This window comes from Reyranella sp., assembly GCF_004297265.1.
Taxonomy (GTDB): domain Bacteria; phylum Pseudomonadota; class Alphaproteobacteria; order Reyranellales; family Reyranellaceae; genus Reyranella.
On record NZ_SCUT01000050.1, the window covers coordinates 271,323 to 289,282 of the forward strand.

Annotated in this window: 13 protein-coding genes; 6 read left to right on the forward strand and 7 right to left on the reverse strand. The window is 67.3% G+C overall.

All coding sequences use genetic code 11. The features are described 5' to 3' along the window. Positions 1-42: 42 nt before the first annotated feature. The gene (locus tag EPO41_RS22930; RefSeq protein WP_296330261.1) at positions 43-756 is read right to left on the reverse strand and encodes a LytTR family DNA-binding domain-containing protein; all 714 of its coding nucleotides are present in this window, start codon (positions 754-756) and stop codon (positions 43-45) included. After that, positions 744-1,832 carry a histidine kinase gene (locus EPO41_RS22935; RefSeq protein ID WP_296330265.1) on the reverse strand — a complete coding sequence of 363 codons (1,089 nt, stop codon included), beginning with the start codon at positions 1,830-1,832 and terminating at the stop codon, positions 744-746. Before EPO41_RS22935 ends, EPO41_RS22930 begins: the two co-directional genes overlap by 13 nt. Positions 1,833-2,032: 200 nt before the next feature. Between EPO41_RS22935 and EPO41_RS22940 the strand changes: the two genes are divergently transcribed. The 5 genes from EPO41_RS22940 to EPO41_RS22960 all read left to right on the forward strand — a co-directional run bounded on the left by EPO41_RS22940 (position 2,033) and on the right by EPO41_RS22960 (position 10,907). Beyond that, entirely contained in the window at positions 2,033-5,515 is a 3,483-nt protein-coding gene (locus EPO41_RS22940; RefSeq protein WP_296330268.1) for a Calx-beta domain-containing protein, read from the forward strand. A gap of 308 nt (positions 5,516-5,823) precedes the next feature. Further along, positions 5,824-6,954 (forward strand): acyl-CoA dehydrogenase family protein, encoded by a 1,131-nt coding sequence (locus EPO41_RS22945; RefSeq protein ID WP_296330271.1) that lies wholly within the window; start codon positions 5,824-5,826, stop codon positions 6,952-6,954. 11 nt (positions 6,955-6,965) lie between these two features. Beyond that, complete coding sequence (locus EPO41_RS22950) at positions 6,966-8,222, forward strand: acyl-CoA dehydrogenase family protein (protein ID WP_296330274.1); 1,257 nt, start codon at positions 6,966-6,968, stop codon at positions 8,220-8,222. 94 nt (positions 8,223-8,316) lie between these two features. Then, positions 8,317-9,966 (forward strand): amidohydrolase, encoded by a 1,650-nt coding sequence (locus EPO41_RS22955; RefSeq protein WP_296330276.1) that lies wholly within the window; start codon positions 8,317-8,319, stop codon positions 9,964-9,966. After that, a complete protein-coding gene (locus EPO41_RS22960) occupies positions 9,963-10,907 on the forward strand; it encodes a CobW family GTP-binding protein (RefSeq protein ID WP_296330280.1) in 945 nt (314 codons plus the stop codon). Before EPO41_RS22955 ends, EPO41_RS22960 begins: the two co-directional genes overlap by 4 nt. Here the strand turns inward: EPO41_RS22960 and EPO41_RS22965 are convergent. Together EPO41_RS22965 and dctP are read right to left on the reverse strand one after the other, a co-directional pair. Next, entirely contained in the window at positions 10,871-11,869 is a 999-nt protein-coding gene (locus EPO41_RS22965; protein WP_296330283.1) for a D-2-hydroxyacid dehydrogenase, read from the reverse strand. The genes EPO41_RS22960 and EPO41_RS22965 overlap by 37 nt on opposite strands. 37 nt (positions 11,870-11,906) lie before the next feature. Next, positions 11,907-12,980, reverse strand: a complete 1,074-nt coding sequence (gene dctP / locus EPO41_RS22970) for a TRAP transporter substrate-binding protein DctP (protein ID WP_296330285.1) — start codon at positions 12,978-12,980, stop codon at positions 11,907-11,909. Positions 12,981-13,000: 20 nt separating this feature from the next. Between dctP and EPO41_RS22975 the strand changes: the two genes are divergently transcribed. Further along, positions 13,001-13,564, forward strand: a complete 564-nt coding sequence (locus EPO41_RS22975) for a glutathione S-transferase family protein (protein WP_296330289.1) — start codon at positions 13,001-13,003, stop codon at positions 13,562-13,564. A gap of 100 nt (positions 13,565-13,664) precedes the next feature. On the opposite strand, the gene EPO41_RS22980 is transcribed toward EPO41_RS22975, so the two are convergent. The 3 genes from EPO41_RS22980 to EPO41_RS22990 form a co-directional block, all read right to left on the reverse strand. Next, complete coding sequence (locus EPO41_RS22980) at positions 13,665-15,995, reverse strand: xanthine dehydrogenase family protein molybdopterin-binding subunit (protein WP_296330292.1); 2,331 nt, start codon at positions 15,993-15,995, stop codon at positions 13,665-13,667. An 88-nt stretch (positions 15,996-16,083) separates the two neighbouring features. After that, positions 16,084-16,722, reverse strand: a complete 639-nt coding sequence (locus EPO41_RS22985) for an NIPSNAP family protein (RefSeq protein ID WP_295133240.1) — start codon at positions 16,720-16,722, stop codon at positions 16,084-16,086. 13 nt (positions 16,723-16,735) lie between these two features. Beyond that, positions 16,736-17,920, reverse strand: coding sequence for a mandelate racemase/muconate lactonizing enzyme family protein (locus tag EPO41_RS22990; RefSeq protein WP_296330295.1), 1,185 nt, complete (start codon positions 17,918-17,920; stop codon positions 16,736-16,738). Positions 17,921-17,960: the final 40 nt, after the last annotated feature.

Consider the following 17,960-nt stretch of genomic DNA (forward strand, 5'->3'; position numbering starts at 1 on the left):
CGCTCCTGCCAATGAACTCCGGGCCAGCCAGCTCCGGGCCAGTCAGCTCCTGTCCGCCAGCAGTTCGCGCAGACGCGCCATGGCGGCACGGCCGATCGCCAGCGGATGCTCCATGCCGTCGAGCACGAGACGGCCGGTCGAGCGCGTCGGCGCTTCGAGGCTGCGCAGCCGGTCGCGATTGATCATCACCGACCGGCCCAGCCGGACGAAGGGCGGCGCCGGCAGCACCCCCTCGAAATGGGCGAGGGTCCGCAGAATCATGACGGCCGCCTGCCCCGCCACGAAGACGCGCGTGAAGTCACCGTCGGCGCAGATCGCCACGATCTCGGCCGGCGTGACGAACAGAACGCGCCGCGGCGTCCTGAGTTCGATCACCCCCGGCCCGGGCGGCAGGGACTGGAGCGCGAGCTGCCGCGCCGCCCGCGCCAGCGCCATCTCGAGGCGCTGCGGCTCGACGGGCTTCAGGAGATAGTCGACGGCATCCACGGCGAAGGCTTCTACCGCGTGCTCGGCGAAGGCCGTGACGAAGATCACGATGGGTGGCCGTTCCAGCGAATCGAGCAGATCGAACCCGTCACCGCCTCCGCCCAGCTCGATGTCGAGAAAGACGAGGTCGGGCCGCAGGCCGATGATATGGGCGCGGGCCGCTTCGCCGCTGTCGGCCTCGCCCGCGATCTCGACATCGGGATGAGCGGCGAGCAGCCTCCGCATGGCACTGCGGGCGAGCGGCTCGTCGTCGACGATCAGGACCCGCACGGTTCTCCCCGGAGTTCGAGCGTCGCGGTCACTTTCTTGTCGCCGGCACGCTCGCCGATCTCGGCTAAGCTGAAGGCATGCCGGTCGGGATAGTGCAGCGCGAGACGACGGCGCACATTCTCCAACCCGATGCCGGGCCGCTGGCGACGGGCCGATGGCCGCGTCGCGTCGAGCGTTCCCGTGTTCTCGACCTCGACATGCAGCGTATCGCCCGAGAGGCGGATGTCGACGCGAAGGTCGAGTCCATCGTCACGCCGGCCATGTTTCACGGCATTCTCCACGAGCGGCTGCAGCAGGAAGCTGGCGATGCGCCGTTGCGCGGCCTCGGGCGTCACGTCGAGACGGGTATGCAGGCGGTCGCCGAAGCGCGCCTTCTGGACGGCAAGATATGCCGCGAGCCCCGCGACCTCGCCCTCGACGGTCACCACCGTGTGATTGATGCCGTCGAGCGAATGCCGAAGATAGGCCGTCAGGTTGCGCAGCATGTCCAGCGCCGCGGCCGGATGCTCGGGAATCTCCTCGGCGACGCCGTTCAGGGCGTTGAACAGGAAATGCGGGTCGAGCTGCAGGCGCAGCTGCTCGAGCTCCGCCCTCAATGCCGCGGCCTGCGCGCGCATGGTCCGGCGACGCTGTGCCTGCTTCGCCAGCTCGGCGCGCAGCCAGAAGTAGGCGAGACTCCACCCCACGAGGGCAAAGAAGTAATGCACGAATGGGACGAAAAACTCTTCGACGCCGCGGCGACCGGGCGGCACGATCCAGGGGAGAGCCTCATGCACAAGGACGACCGTGCTTGCGATGATGAAGGCGCCCAGCAGCGAGAGCAGGCCGATCAGCGCGACGCCTACGACCGATACCCGGTTGGCGAAGGGCCGTGAGAGATAGATGCCACGCATGGCCGTCGAGATCGCCACCAGGCAGACCAGGAAGAGCGCCGTGCGCGCAAAGGCTATGGTGTAGCTATGAAAGGCGACACGCTGGGCAACCACGTCGGCGATCGCGAAGAGCCCCCAGCCCGCGATCTGAATTCGCCAGAACAGGGACAGACCGTTCCACCGGGCGAGCAGGAATGCGGACAAGGCGGGAAGCTCCGGTCGGAACGGCTGAATCCCGTGGAAGATTGGGCATTTGGCGCGAGCAGGCAAGCGCTGCATGACCGGCTCCGCAAGACCGGTTCGTCGACTTTCCTGCCGCTTTCGTCGACTAGGGACGGAGGCGCCGATGTAACGCCTCAATGTCGATGGCATCTGTCACGCACGCAACCGAGCGGAGGGAAGCGATGGCGACTGTGAAGTACGCGGTCAGGGACAACTGGGGTTCGGGCTTCATCGGCAACATGACGGTCGAGGGCGGCACCGCCGGTGTCCACGGCTGGACCGTCGAGTTCGATGCCGGCTTCGCCATCACCAACATCTGGGGCGCCGAGATCGTCAGCCATGTCGGCACGCACTATGTGCTCCGTAACGCCTCCTACAACGCCGACGTCTCCTCCGGCGGCAGCGTCACGTTCGGCTTCCAGGCGGCAACCGGCGCCACGGGCGGCACGACGGCGACCGGCCTGTCGCTGAACGGCGCCGGCCAGGAGCCGCCACCGGTGCTGCCGGCGATCTCGGTCGGCGACGCGTCGCTCGTCGAGGGCAACAGCGGCACCAAGCAGATGGTCTTCACGGTGAGCCTCTCCAAGGCCGCCACCGGACCGGTGACGGTCAACTATGCGACCGCCAACGGCAGCGCGACGGCCGGCCAGGATTACGTCGCCAAGTCGGGCACGCTCAGCTTCGCCGCCGGCGAAACGCAGAAGACGGTCAGCATCACGGTCAACGGCGACACCGCGGTCGAACTCAACGAGACGCTGGCTCTCAACCTCTCGTCGCCGAGTGGCGCGACCATCGCCGACGGCGCGGCGGTCGGCACGATCATCACCGACGACGTCGTCGTTCCCAGGATCGCCATCACGGACGCCACGGTGAAGGAAGGCGACAGCGGGACCCGCGACCTCTCCTTCACCGTCACGCTGTCGCAGGCCACCACCGGCACGGTTACTGTGACCTACGGCACGGCGGACGGTACCGCCAAAGCCGGCCAGGATTACATCGCCCAGACCGGCACACTGACCTTCGCGCCCGGCGAGACCTCCAAGACGATCAAGGTCAAGGTTGCCGGCGACACGGCGATCGAAGGCAACGAGACGCTGAAGATCAACCTCACTTCGCCGACCGGCGCCACGATCGCCAACAGCGCCGCGACCGGCACGATCGTGAACGACGATGCGCGGATTTCGGTCGCCGACGCCACGGTGACGGAAGGAAACAACGGCACCAGCAACCTGGCCTTCACCGTCACCCTGTCCGCCGCGGCGTCCGGTCCCGTCACCGTCGCCTATGCCACCAGCGACGTCTCCGCCAAGGCGGGCCAGGACTATGCCGCCCGGTCGGGCACGCTGACTTTTGCCGCCGGCGAGACGTCGAAGGTCGTTCTGGTGCCGGTGACGGGCGATACGATGGTGGAGGCCAACGAAACGCTGAGGCTCACCCTGTCGCAGCCGACCGGCGCCACGATCGACGACGGCGTGGCCACCGGCACCATCGTCAACGACGACGTCGCGCCCCCGCCTTCGCTGTCGGTCAGCGATGCCTCATCGAGCGAAGGCAGCGCGGCAGCGCCCGGGCACACGACCTTCACCGTGAGCCTGTCGTCCGCGGCCGCGGGCCCGGTGACCGTGAACTTCGTGACGGCCAACGGTACGGCGGTGGCCGGCAGCGACTACGTGGCCCAGTCCGGCACGCTCACCTTCGCCGCCGGCGAAACACAGAAGACCATCCAGATCGCCACGATCGGCGATGCGGTCGTCGAGGCCAACGAGGGCTTCAGCGTCGTCCTGTCGAGCGCGACCGGCGCCACCATCGCCGACGCGACCGGCATCGGCACGATCGTCAACGACGACGTGGCGACGCCGGGCCAGCCGACGCTCAGCATCTCGGATGCCTCGGTGAACGAGGGCAATCCCGGCGGCGGCGCGGCGCCCGGCTGGCTCAGCACCTCGGGCAACCAGATCGTCGACGCGGCCGGCCACTCGGTGCAGATCGCCGGCGTGAACTGGTTCGGCTTCGAATCGTCGACCTTCGCCCCGCACGGCCTGTGGACGCGCGGCTACAAGGACATGATGGACCAGATGGTGGACCAGGGCTTCAACACCATCCGCCTACCCTTCTCCAGCGAGATGCTGCACACGACCGCGGCACCCAACGGCATCGACTTCAGCAAGAATCCCGACCTGCAGGGCCTGTCGGCGCTGCAGGTCATGGACAAGATCGTCGACTATGCCGGCGAGATCGGGCTCAAGATCATCCTCGACCATCATCGCAGCAACGCCGGCGCCGGCACGTCCGAGAACGGCCTCTGGTACAACAGCCAGTACACGCAGGCCGCCTGGATCAACGACTGGAAGATGCTGGCGGCACGCTACGCCGACGATCCGGCGCTCATCGGCGCGGACCTGCACAACGAGCCCTACAACGGCACCTGGGGCGGCGGTGGCGCCAAGGACTGGGCGCTGGCGGCCGAAACCGCCGGCAACGCCATCGGCACGGTCAACGCCAACTGGCTGATCTTCGTCGAGGGTGTCGGCACCTACAACGGCCAGAGCTACTGGTGGGGCGGCAACCTGATGGGCGTGCGCGACCGGCCGGTCGACCTCGCGCTCGACAACAAGCTGGTCTATTCGGCGCACGACTATCCCAACTCGGTCTACGAGCAGTCGTGGTTCCAGGGCGCAGACTTCCCGGCGAACCTGCCCGCCAAGTTCGACCAGATGTGGGGCTACATCTACAAGGAAGGCATCGCCCCGGTGTGGATCGGCGAGTTCGGCACCAAGCTGGTCGACCCGAAGGATGCGCCGTGGCTGGAGGCGATCACCTCCTACCTGGGCGGCGACTTCAACAATGACGGCACGTCCGATCTCGCCGCGGGGCAGAAGGGACCGAGCTGGACCTTCTGGTCGTGGAATCCCAACTCGGGCGACACCGGCGGCATCCTGAACGACAACTGGACCACCGTGAACCAGACCAAGATGGGCTACCTGACGCCCATCGAGTACCAGTTCCACGAGGATGCGCCGGGCGACGGCGGCACGCCGAGCGGTCCGACGGCGAGCTTCGTCCTCACCCTCTCGGCGGCCGCCACGCACGAGGTGACGGTCGACTACCAGACCGTCTACGGCACGGCCGGCGCATCGGACTTCATCGCCAGCAACGGCCACGTCACCTTCGCGGCCGGCGAGCAGAGCAAGACGATCACGATCGAGATCTCGCCGGACAAGCTCGTCGAGGGCAACGAGCATTTCGGCGTCGTGCTGAGCAACGCCGTGGGCGCCACGATCGCGCGCGCCACCGGTACCGGCACGATCGTCGACGACGACACGGCGCCGACGACGCCCATCGATCCGACACCGCCGTCGGGGTCGGGCGACCTTGAAGCCATGTTCGCGATCGTCAATTCCTGGTCGGGAGGCTTCAACGGCAGCGTGACGCTCGAGAATGACGGGGCGAGCGCGGTCAACGGCTGGCAGGTCAGGATCGACACGACCAACCAGATCACCGACATCTGGAACGCCGTCATCGTGTCGCACGATGCGAGCGGCTATGTCGTCAGCAACGCGTCGTACAACGGAACGATCGCCCATGACGGCGAAACCAGCTTCGGTTTCGTGGCCTCGGGCGCACAGAATCCATCGACCGTGCATATCGACCTGCTGCACGTCTGAGTCGAACGTCTGAGGTGACGCTGCCAAGGTCTTTCCGTCTCGGATTGACCCACTAACCTCATCCTGAGGAGACCACGAAGTGGTCGTCTCGAAGGATGGGCAACAGACGCGGTGCGCGTGCCCACCCTTCGAGACGCTCACTGCGTTCGCTCCTCAGGGCGAGGTCGATGTTGGAACGTTCGACTGATTCAATCCCGCCCGGAGAAACTCTAAATTCAGCGGCGTCTCGCCCTGCAATCCACGACGCCCGCGGGGCGCTTCCGGTCATCACGCCCAGTGCCTAAAATCGGCACCGGGAGGATTTGTGTATGAAGTTCAGCTTCTCGAGCGAGCAGGAAGAGTTCAGGACCAGCCTGCGCCGCTTCCTGGCCGAGCGCTCGCCCACCAAGGAAGTGCGGCGCCTGATGGAAACCGATGCCGGCTTCGAACCGGCGGCATGGCGCAAGCTCAATGCCGAGCTGGGACTGACCGCGGTGCGCATCCCGGAGGCTTATGGCGGACAGGGTTTCGGCTTCGGCGAACTCTGCATCGTGCTGGAGGAGATGGGCCGGGCGCTGCTCTGCGCGCCCTTCTTCTCGACGGCCGTCCTGGCGACCGGCGCCATCCTGAATGCCGGCACCGAAGCCGAGAAGCAGGCGCTGCTGCCCGGCATCGCCTCGGGCGACACGATCGCGACCCTGGCCTGGGTCGAGGATCCCGCGCATTGGGACGCCGCGGCCACCAGGATGACGGCCACCCCGTCGGGCGGCACCTGGAAGCTCGACGGCCACAAGAGCTATGTGCTGGACGGTCACACCGCCGACCTCATCGTCGTGCTGGCGCGTGCGGCGGGAACGTCGGGCGATGCGGGCCTCTCGCTGTTCACCGTCAAGGGCGATGCCAAGGGGCTGGAGCGGCGGAACCTCAAGGTGATGGACCCGACGCGCAAGCTGGCGCGGCTGGATTTCAAGGGTGTCGAGGCGACGCTCCTCGGCACGGCGGGCGCCGCGGCGGTCCCCTTTGCCCGCACCCTGGTCGAGGCGACGGTCTGCCTGTCGAACGAGATGGCGGGCGTTTCCGAGCGGCTGCGCGAGGATGCGCTGGCCTATGCGCAGATGCGCATGCAGTTCGGCCGGCCCATCGCCTCCTTCCAGTCGATGAAGCACAAGCAGGCCGACATGCTGGTCGACGTCGAACTGGCGAAGTCGGCGGCCTACTACGCCGCCGCCGCGCTCGACGAGGGTGACGAGGATATCGTCGCGGTCGCGTCGCTGGCCAAGGCGGCGGCCAGCGAGGCCGCCCTGCAGACGGGCATCCATGCCATCCAGATCCATGGCGGCATCGGCTTCACCTGGGACAACGACACCCATCTCTGGTTCAAGCGCGCCAAGAGCTCGGAGGTGCTGCTGGGCGATGCCCACCATCACCGCGAACAGATGATGCAGCACTGGGCCGCCTGAGGAGCAAGAAGATGAGCGAACTCACCGAAGACTCCGTGCGCGCCGAAGTCCGCGCCTGGCTCGAAGCCAACTGGAATCCCGAGCTGGGCCTGGTCGAATGGCGCAACAAGCTCGCGGATTCCGGCTGGGGTGTGCCCACCTGGCCCAAGCAATGGTACGGCCGCGACCTGCCGCAGGCGTTCCAGGCTGTCGTCGACGAGGAATTCCAGAGGATCGGCGCAATCGGCGTCGCCAAGGCCGGCATCCGCACGCTTGCGGCCGCGACCATCCTGGAGCACGGCAGCGACCTGCATAAGGAGAAGTTCCTGCGCCGCATCCTCACCGGCGAGGATACATGGTGCCAGCTGTTCAGCGAGCCGGGCTCCGGCTCCGACGTGGCGGGCGCCGTCACCCGCGCCGAGATGCAGGGCAACAAGTGGGTCGTGAACGGCCAGAAGGTCTGGACGACCTCGGCGCATCACGCTCATTGGGGCCTGCTGCTGGCCCGCACCGACTGGGACAAGACCAAGCACAAGGGTCTCTCCTACTTCATCCTCGACATGCACCAGCCCGGCGTGAACGTGCAGCCGCTGAAGCAGATGAACGGCCATGCCTCGTTCAACCAGGTGTTCATGACCGACGCTGTGGTCGAGCCGGAGTTCCTGGTCGCCAACGTGGGCGACGGCTGGGCCGTCACGACCACGACCCTGATGCACGAGCGCCGCGGCGCCGATGGCTTGCGCACCTGGGCGATGGGTTCGGACCGCAAGGGCCGCATCTACGACGAGGAGCGGGCCGAGATCGCCACGACGATGGAGCCCTACAAATGGTATCCGCAGCGCGCGGGCCGGGTCGATCTGATCCTGCAGCGGGCGAAAGAGACCGGCCGCTTCGACGATCCCGTGGTGCGCCAGGAGATCGCCAGGCTGCTGGTCATGTCCAAGGCCGCTGAATGGACGGCGCGCCGCGCCCGCGCCGCCGCCCAGCAGGGCAAGCCGCAGGGTCCCGAAGGCTCGCTCGGCAAGCTGGTCTCCAGCCATGTCGCCCGCGCCGCCGCGCGCGTGCACACCCAGCTCTCCGGGGCCGATGCGCTGCTGTCCGGCTCCGACAGCCCGATGAACGGCGTCATCGCGGAAATCCTGGTATCGGTTCCGGCGACGTCGATCGCCGGCGGCACCGACGAGATCCAGCGCAACATCATCTCCGAGCGCGTCCTCAAGATGCCCAAGGAGCCGAGCATCGACACGACCAAGCCCTTCAGGGACGTGCCGCGCAATACGGTGCGATAATTAATAATCGACCGGCGGCGGTGTCCCTGACACCGCCGTCTTTCTTTGTGATGCCGATTGTCTTCGCGGCCTCGCGACCGATAGTGTCTGCAACATGACATCGAGCCCGATCACGATCTTCCGCGCCCGCCGCATCCTCACCATGAACCCCGCCCGTCCGGAGGCCACGCATGTGGCGGTCCGCGAGGGCCGCATCCTGGGCGCCGGGCCGCTCGAGGAGCTGGCCGGCTGGGGCGCCTACACGCTCGACGACAGCTTCGCCGACAAGGTGCTGATGCCAGGCTTCGTCGAGGGCCACAGCCACGCCGCCGAAGGCACCTTCTGGCGCTACACCTATCTCGGCCGCTTCGACCGCATGGATCCCGAAGGCAAGGTGTGGCCCGGCGCCGAGTCCATCGAGGACGTGGTGGCGCGCCTGCAGGAGGCGGAGCGCAAGCTCGCCACGCCGACCGAGGCGCTCGCCGGCTGGGGACTCGATCCGATCTACTATGGCGACCGCCGCGTCGTGCGCGCCGACTTCGATCGCGTGTCGACGACCCGCGCCGTCGGCGTGATGCATGCGAGCGGCCACATCTTCAACGTGAACAGCCGGGCGCTGGAACTGGCCGGCCTGCTGCGCCAGGGAGTCAACCATCCGGGCATCCCCCTCGGTGACGACGGTCTGCCCACGGGCGAGCTGAAGGGGCCCGAGGCGATGACGATCGTCGGCGCCCATGTCGGCTTCGACCGCGAGGCGCTGGCCAACGACGAGGCCGGCCTGCGGCGCTTCGCAAGGCTTTGCGTTCGCCAGGGCGTCACGACCGCGACCGATCTCGCGAACCTGCTGCCGGACGATGCGGTATCGATGATGGCCCGCGTCACCGGCGAAGCGGGCTTCCCGGTGCGCATCGTGTCGTTCCGCCGCTTCCAGGCGCTGACGCCGGAGCAGGTCGTCGACATGGCCGTGAAGCTCAAGGCGAAATCGACGGACCGGTTGCGGCTGGGCGCCATCAAGCTGTTCGTCGACGGCTCGATCCAGGGTTTCTCGGCACGGCTGCGCTGGCCCGGCTACTACAACGGCGCGCCCAACGGCCTGTGGTACACGCCGCCCGAGGCGATCAGCGGTCTCTACAGACTGGCACTGCAGAAGGGCGTGCTGGTGCACAGCCACACCAACGGCGACCAGGCGACGGAGATGGCGCTGGATTGCCTGGAGGGCGCCCTGCTCGACCAGCCGGCGCGCGACCACCGCTTCACCCTGCAGCATTGCCAGCTGGCCGATGCCGCCCAGTTCCGGCGCATGGCGCGGCTCGGCATGTGCGCCAACCTGTTTCCCAACCACCACTTCTACTGGGGCGACCAGCATTGCGAGACGACGGTCGGACCGGAGCGGGCGATGCGCATGAACGCCTGCGCCACGGCGCTGGCCAGCGGCGTGCCGCTCGCCATCCATTCGGACGCGCCGGTGACGCCGCTCGGCCCGCTCTTCACCGCCTGGGGCGCCGTCAACCGCCGCACCGCCAGTGGCCGCGTTCTGGGCACGACCGAGTGCATCTCGGTGGCCGATGCGCTGCGCACGATCACCCTGGGCGCCGCCTGGACGTTGAAGCTCGACGGCGAGGTCGGCTCGATCGAATGCGGCAAGCGCGCCGACTTCGCGGTGCTGGAGGACGATCCGCTGGAGATCGCGCCGGAGAAGCTCAAGGACGTGCGCATCTGGGGCACCGTCCAGGGCGGCCGTCTCTTCCCCGCCAACGGGGCGTGAGCGAGACGCGACCGGGCGGACGGCTGCCGGTCACGGTGATCGGCGGCTACCTCGGTGCCGGCAAGACGACCCTGGTCAATCGCCTGCTGCGCGCCGCGGACGGCCAGCGGCTCGCGGTCCTGGTCAACGACTTCGGCGCAACGCCGATCGACCGCGACCTGATCGTGTCGTCGGCCGGCGATACGCTGGAGATCTCCGGCGGCTGCATCTGCTGCAGCTATGGCTCGGACCTGATGGACGTGCTGATGGCCCTGCCCGAGCGGCAACCGGACATCGAGCGCGTCGTCATCGAGACCAGCGGCGTCGCGCTGCCGGGCATGGTGGCCAGCGCCGTCACGCTCCTTCTGCCCTATCGCATCGACGGCATCGTCGTGATGGTCGATGTCGAGACGGTGCGGACGATGGCCGAAGACGCCTATCTCGGCGACACGATCACGCGCCAGCTCGGCGCCGCCGATCTCGTCGTCGCCAATCGCTGCGATCTCGTGGACGGTGCCTCGCTTCAGCAGACCCTCGCCTGGCTCGCCACGGAAAATCCTGCGGCGCGGATCCTGCCGGCGACGCGGGCGGAAATCGCGCCCGACCTGCTGCTGGGATTGCGCGACGGCGCCCTGCCCCGTCTGTCGGCGACACTCACCACGCCGGGCGCACCCGACGCGGCTTCGCTCTACGCATCGCTCGAACTGGACGTCCCTGAAGACATCGACGTCGCCGAACTCGGCCGCCGCCTGAGCGCACCGGGCACGGGCGTCCTGCGCGCCAAGGGCATATTGGGCGAGGTCGCGCTGCACGTCGTCGGCCGGCGCTTCGAAATCGATGCGGCCCCTGCCGATGCGAAACCGGGCAGGCTGGTCGTGATCGGCCTGCGGGCGCGGCTCGATCGCCGCGCCGTGGAGCAGGCGCTTCAGCCGAGATTGTCGACGTCGTTGCGCAGCGCCTGACCGGCGCGGAAGCGCGCCAGATTGTCGAGGAAGATGCCGAAGATCGCCTCGTTCTGGCCGAGCGTATGGCTGGCGGTGTGCGGAGACACCAGCACGTTGGGCAGATCCCACAACGGCGACGCCGGATCGAGCGGCTCGCGCTCGAACACGTCGAGATAGGCGCCCGCCAGCTTGCCGCTCTGCAGCGCGGCGATGATGTCCTTCTCCAACGCGATCTCGCCGCGCGCGACATTGATCAGATGCGCCCCCTCGGGCATCGCGGCGAAGGCTGCGGCATTGGCGATGCCGCGCGTCACCGGCGAGACCGGACAACAGAGGATCAGCCAGTCGGCCTGCGGCAGCACCTCGTGCAACTGCTCGTAGGCGACGACCCTCTCGCACGGCTCCACCGGTTCGGCGGTCCGGCGCACACCGATCGAGCGCATGCCCAGCATCTTGAGCAGCGAGGCGATGTTGCGGCCGATCGGGCCCATGCCGACGATCACCGCACACTGGCCCGCAAGGTCGCGCGGCGAGCGCTCGCCCAGGCGCGGCTCCCAGGCATGGCGGCGCTGCGCATCCGCGAGCAGCGGGAAGCGGCGGTTGATCGCGATCACGGCGCCGAGCGTGCTGTGTGCCACGGTGATCGCCGTGGCGCCCGAGGCGGTCGTCACCTTGACGCCCCGCGCGCGCAGTTCGCGATAGATCGGGCGCTCGGCGCCGGCCGGATGGATCTGCAGCCATTTTAGGTTCGGTGACTTGAGCACCACCGCATCGAAGCCCTGCAGTTCGGGTGTCGGACTGGCGGGACCGGACTTTCCCGTCACTTCGCGGGTCATGAAGGCGATGTCGGCGGCGCTGGGACCGTCGGCCGCCAGCGCCTCCTCGGCGGTCAGGAAGGACAGCGTGCCGGGCGGCACGGCGGCCGCGATGCGCTCGCCCCAGGTACGCTGCGCGTGGGACGATAGCAGGAGGGTGATCATGAACCGAGATTAGCGGAGTGTCGCCGCAATCGCGAGATCATTGCTCCTCCTGCAGGCGGGTCACCAGGGCCTGCAGATGCACCTCCTCCACCACCGTGGGATAAAGCGGCACCATCGCATCGACGAACGATTGCCGGTCGACATCCTCCTCGACCCGGACTCCTGCCGCTTCGGCACGCCGGCGGGCGGCCGCTTCGTAGTCGTCGAGCAGGGCGCGCATGTGGCTCACCGATTCGCGGGCGGCTTCGCGCAGCAGTTTCTGATCCGCGGCCGACAGCGTTCGCCAGGTGCGTTGCGAAACGATGAGCACGGAAGGCGGTTGGGAATGCTGCGTCAGGCTGTAGAACGGCGCCACGACATGATGGCCCTCCGTCACGTAGCTCGCCCAATCGCCATCCGCCGCGTCGATCACGCCGGTCTGCAGCGCCGCCTTCACCTGCGCCATGGGAAGCGTCACCGGTTCCGCACCGAGCGCCCGCAGCAGGATGGCCCAGCTGTCGGCGATCTGGACTCGCACCTTCAACCCCTTGAGGTCGGCCGCGCTGCGGATCTGGCTCGACCGGCTGTAGAACGAACGGGAAGGCCCATCGTAGAAGCACAAGCCGATCAGCCCTTGGCGTTCCAGGGCGGCGAGAATATCGTCGCCAAGCGGGCCGTCGACCGTGCGGCGCATGTGGGTCACGGACCTGAACACGAATGGAAGGGTCAGCAGCACCGACGGCGGCACCGATGCGTTCAGCGCGCTCAGGTTGACCCGTGCCATGTCGAGTGAGCCATTGCGGACCTGACCGATGATGAAGCCGTCGGACTCCTGCCCGCTCTCGCTGCGTCGGGAGAGGGTCAGGCGGCCGCTCGTCCGGGTTCGAACGGCCTCGCCCATGAACGCCAGGGCGCGGACAGTCGGATGATCGTCGGGAAAGGTATCCGACACCCGCAACTCGCGGGCCGTGGCCGGCCCGGCGATCGCGACTGTGAACAGAAAGACGAGAACAGGAAGCAACGCCATGACAACAACCCAACAGGCTCCGTCAGCTACCAAACGCTGGTGAAACTCGCAGGTTGCGACTTCCGAAGAGAGTGCAAATTGTCGTTGCAGAAGCCAGACAATCACATGTGTGGTAGGGCTTTCATATGCTCACCCTCTACTACTCGCCTGGCTCAAGCTCCATGGCCGCCCATATCGCCCTCCATGAGGTCGGTGCCTCCTTCGAAAAGCATGCGGTCTCGGTGCCGCGCAAGGAAACGCGCACGTCCGAATTCCTCGCCGTGAATCCGGTCGGCAAGGTTCCGGTGCTGATGATCGACGGCCGCCCGCTCACCGAAGTGGCGGGCATCCTCTACTATCTCGCCCGCACCTATCCGGCGGCCAACCTCCTGCCGGCGGGCGACATCGAGGCCGAGGCGCAGGCCATCTCCTGGATGTCCTACGTCGCCTCGACGATCCATCCGGCGATCCGGCAGGGCGTCGCCGAGGCGCGCGCACTATACGCCGTGGCCGACACGCGCCTGGGCGACCGCAAGTGGATCCTGGGCGATCGCTATTCGATCGCCGACATCCACCTGTTCCGCGTCTACTGGCGCTTCCGCGACCAGCTCGAGCGCCAGCCCGGCGATTTCCCGGCGCTCGAAGCCCACCACGCCCGCATGCTGGAGCGTCCGGCCGTGAAGAAGACGATCGAGGTCGAGAAGGCCTAAGCGCCTCATTGGAGCGCGCCACTCCAGTGGCGCTCATCCTTGCTTATCGACGAAGCTTGAGCGCCACTGGAGTGGCGCGCTCCGCTGAACGGCTTCGTCGCTACCCGCCGTTCAGCGCCCGCCAGACCTTCTCCGGCGTGGCCGGCATGTCGATGTGCTTGCCGCCCAGCGCATCGACGATGGCGTTCATGATCGAGGGCAGCGCGCCGGCGCAGCCCGCCTCGCCGCAGCCCTTCACACCCAGCGTGTTGGTCTTCGCGGGCACGGGATGGCTCTGGATCGTGAAGCTCGGCGCGTCCTGCGCCCGCGGCAGGGCGTAGTCGGTGAAGCTGCCGGTCAGAAGCTGGCCCTGCTCGTCGTAGACGGTGCGCTCCATGATCGCCTGGCCGAGCCCCTGCACCACGCCGCCATGCGCCTGGCCCTCGACCAGCAGCGGATTGATGACCGTGCCGAAGTCGTTGACCATGAAGTAGCGCACCAGCTCGATCGTGCCGGTCTCGGGATCGACCTCGACCTCGCAGACATGGCAGCCGTTGGGGAAGGACGAGGGCGGCGTGTCCGAGACATGCGCCACGTCGAGCGTCTGCGGCACGTCCTGTGGCAGCGCCAGCCCGTCGTGCAGCTTCTTTGCGAGTTCGAGCAGGCCGATGCTGCGATCGGTGCCGGCGATCTTGAAACGCCCCTTGTCGAATTCCATGTCGGAGACCGACGCTTCGAGTACATGGGCCGCGATCTGCTTGCCCTGGTCGATCACCTTGCGGCTGGCTTCGAGGAACGCCTCGGCGCCGACCAGCGCCGAGCGCGAACCGCCGGTGCCGCCGCCCGCCTTGAGCTGGTCGCTGTCGCCCTGCAGCAGCTTGAAGCGTTCGAACGGAATGCCGAGCAATCCCGTCAGCACCTGGGCGAAGGCCGAGGCATGGCCCTGGCCGTAGTCGAGCGTGCCGCTCAGCATGGTGACGTCGCCGTCGGGCTCAAAGCGGATGCCGCCATGCTCCTTGCCGGCCGGCGCGGTCACTTCGAGATAGCTGCCGACGCCGCGGCCGCGCAGCTTGCCGCGCTTCGCGCTCTCTTCCTTGCGGGCCGCGAAGCCCTCCCAGTCGGAGAGCTGCAGCGTCTCGTCGAGGATCGCGCGGAATTCGCCGGAATCGTAGAGATTGTTGGCCGGCGACTTGTACGGCATCTGCTCCGGCGCGATGTGATTGCGCCGCCGCAGCTCGATGGCGTCGATGCCCATCTCGCGCGCCGCCGTGTCGATCAGGCGCTCCATGAAATAGTTGCCTTCGGGACGGCCGGCGCCGCGATAGGCCGCGACCGGCGTGCAGTTGGTGAAGACGATCTTGGAATTCACCTCCATCGCCGGTGTCCGGTAGACGTCGATCAGGTTCTTCACCGCGTTGGTCGTGGCCGGCATCGGCGGATAGATGTAGGCGCCGGCATTGCCGTAGCCGGTGAGCCGCACCGCGAGAAACTTGCCGTCCTTGTCGAGCGCCAGTTCGGCAACGCGCTCGTGGTCGCGGCCATGATGATCCGACAGGAAGCTCTCGGAACGCTCGTCGGTCCACTTCACCGGACGGCCGAGCTTCTTCGCCGCCAACAGCAGCGGGCCATATTCCGGATAGGGCGGCGCCTTCATGCCGAACGAACCGCCGACATTGCCGGTCAGCACATGGAGCTTGTCGGGCGTGACCTTGAGCACGTCGTTGGCCAGGCCGCCGCGCAGGCCGAACACGCCCTGGCAGCCGACGTTCAGCACCCAGCGGTCCTTCGCCGTGTCGTAGGACCCGATCGCCGAGCGCGGTTCCATGGCATTGACCACGATGCGCTGGGAATCGATCTCGAGCCTCGTGACGTGGGCCGCTTCGGCGAAAGCCTTCGCGACGGCCTCGGCGTCTCCGAAGTGGAAATCCAGAACGAGATTGCCCGGCGCCTCGGCATGGATCTGCGGCGCCCCTTCGGCCAGTGCCGCCTCGGGGGTGGTTACGGCCGGCAGTTCCTCGATGTCGAGCATCACGGCTTCCGCGGCGTCCTTCGACTGGACCGCCGTCTCCGCAACGACCATGGCCACCACTTCACCGACGAAACGCACCTTGCCCTTCGCCAGCGACCAGCGCGGCGGCCGCTTCATCGGCGTGCCGTCCCGCTGCGGGAGGTTGAGCGGACACACCAGCGGGCCGAAGCCCGCCTCGTCGAGATCGGCGGCCGTCAGGATCGCCAGCACGCCCGGCATGGCCTCGGCTTCGGACGTGTCGATGCCCTTCAGCACGCCGTGCGCGTTGCGGCTGCGCACCATCACCGCATGGGCCTGGCCCGGAAGGTTGATGTCGTCGGTGTAGCGGCCCTCGCCGCGCAGGAGGGTCGGATCCTCCTTGCGCGTCACCGGCTGACCAACACCGAACTTCACGAAGGCGAGGCTGTCGTCGAACGTGTCCATGCGGCTACTCTTGGATACAAAAAAGTTGTCATCCTGAGCCCCAGGCGAAGGATCCTTCGCTGCGCTCAGGATGACAAAGAAGAGGTTGCTACTTGAGCGGCGAATAGTTGGTCGGCAGCAGCAGCGTCGAATGCATCTCCTGCAGCTTCGCCGGGCCCTTGGCGAGATAGGCCTGCCACGCCGGATCCTTCATCGCCGCGGCGCGGGCCTCGAAGCGCTCCTGCAGGTTCTTGTAGCGCCAGAGATGGATCCACTCGTTGGGCTGCGGGAACTCGCCGGTCCAGGCGCCCCAGATCGGCGAGTACTTCTCGCGCGCCGCCTGGACCTCCTTGAAGTCCTTGCCGTACTGCACCGCGCCGCCGAGGCCGCAGCGGTAGATGCGCAGCTCGTAGACGTTGCCGGTCGTGCCGTCGTCCGGCCGGATGTCGACCACCGCGTTCATCAGGCGCAGATCCTGCCGCACCACGCAGGTGCGCACGATCGGCAGGTACTTCTCGGTCCAGTCCTTGTTCTTCTGCAGCTCGGTGCGCAGGCGCGTGCGCTCCTCGTAGCTGTCGTACTTCCACAGGTGCCAGATCTGGTTCAGGGCGCCGAACTCCGACGTCCAGTAGCCGTGGTTGACACCGTAATTGTTGCCGCGCGCCGGCCGGCCGATCGTCTCGGCGGCCTTGAGATATTCCGGCATCTTGCCGGGCGCGAGCGTATAGGTGCGAAACTCGTAGACCATGTTTTGAGTCCTCTCAGGGATGCGGGTTCTTCGGCGGATGCGCCTTGACCGCCTCCTCGTTGATGTCGGCGCCCCAGCCGGGCCGGGTGGGCACGATCAGTTCGCCATTCTGGATCACCGGCGGGTGAGTCACCAGATCGTCCTTCCACGGCACGTCGTCGATATCGATTTCCATGATGCGGAAGTTCGGCATGGCAGCGCAGAGATGCGCGCTCATCAGAGTCGACATGTGGCCGTAGAAATTGTGCGGCGCGCAGTTGATCTCGTAGGCCTCGGCCATCGCCGCGATCTTGAGCGACTCGGCCAGCCCGTTCCACGGCACGTCGATGATCGACACGTCGATCGAGCGGTTCTCGAAGTAGGGCCGGAACTGGCGGCGGCCGAACAGCGATTCGCACGACGCGATCGGCATCGACGCACGGTCGCGGATCAGCCGCAGCCCCTCGGGATCGTAGGAATCGATCTCCATCCAGAAGAGGTTGTAGGGCTCGCAGGCGCGCGCCACCTTGATGTAGCCCTCGGTCTTGAAGTTGAAGTTGGTGTCGAGAAGGATGCCCATCTCGTGGCCCGCGCCCTGGCGGAAGGCTGCCAGCCCGTCGGAGATCGCGCCCAGCACGGCGCCGTCGGCATTCAGCTCCGGCCCGCCGGGGCTGCGGCCGAAGCCCGGCTGGTACATGTTCGGCGGATCGAGATCGAAGCGGAAGATGTTGGTCTTCAGCGCCTTGAAGCCGCGCTCCTTCACATGTCGGCCGAGCGTCACCAGGTCGTCGAGCGAGCGCACCGGCTCGACACCCATCACCTCGGCATTGCGGAAGCGGTAGCTGCCGCAATGCGACCAGTAGAGCGGCAGGCGGTCGCGCACCGGCCCACCGAACAGCTCGCAGACCGGGATGCCCAGCGCCTTGGCCTTGACGTCGATCAGGGCGTTCTCGATGGCGGCCATCGCCTGCTGGTTGATGCCGCCCGGCGCCTGGCGGGTGACGGCATAGAGCGTCGACATGATGCGCTCGATGGGCCGCGGATCCTGGCCGATCAGCCCCTGCGCCATGCGCCGGATCACGGCGGTGAGGCCGGCGCTGCCATAGCCTTCGTTGTATTCGGACCAGCCGACCAGCCCGTCGTCGGTCGTGACCTTGAGAAATGAAAAGTCGCGCCAGCCGGCGTCGCAATGCAGATCCTCGATCCTGGCGATTTTCATGCTTTTTCCTCCCGCGGAGCCGGGAGCATAGACCAGGCGA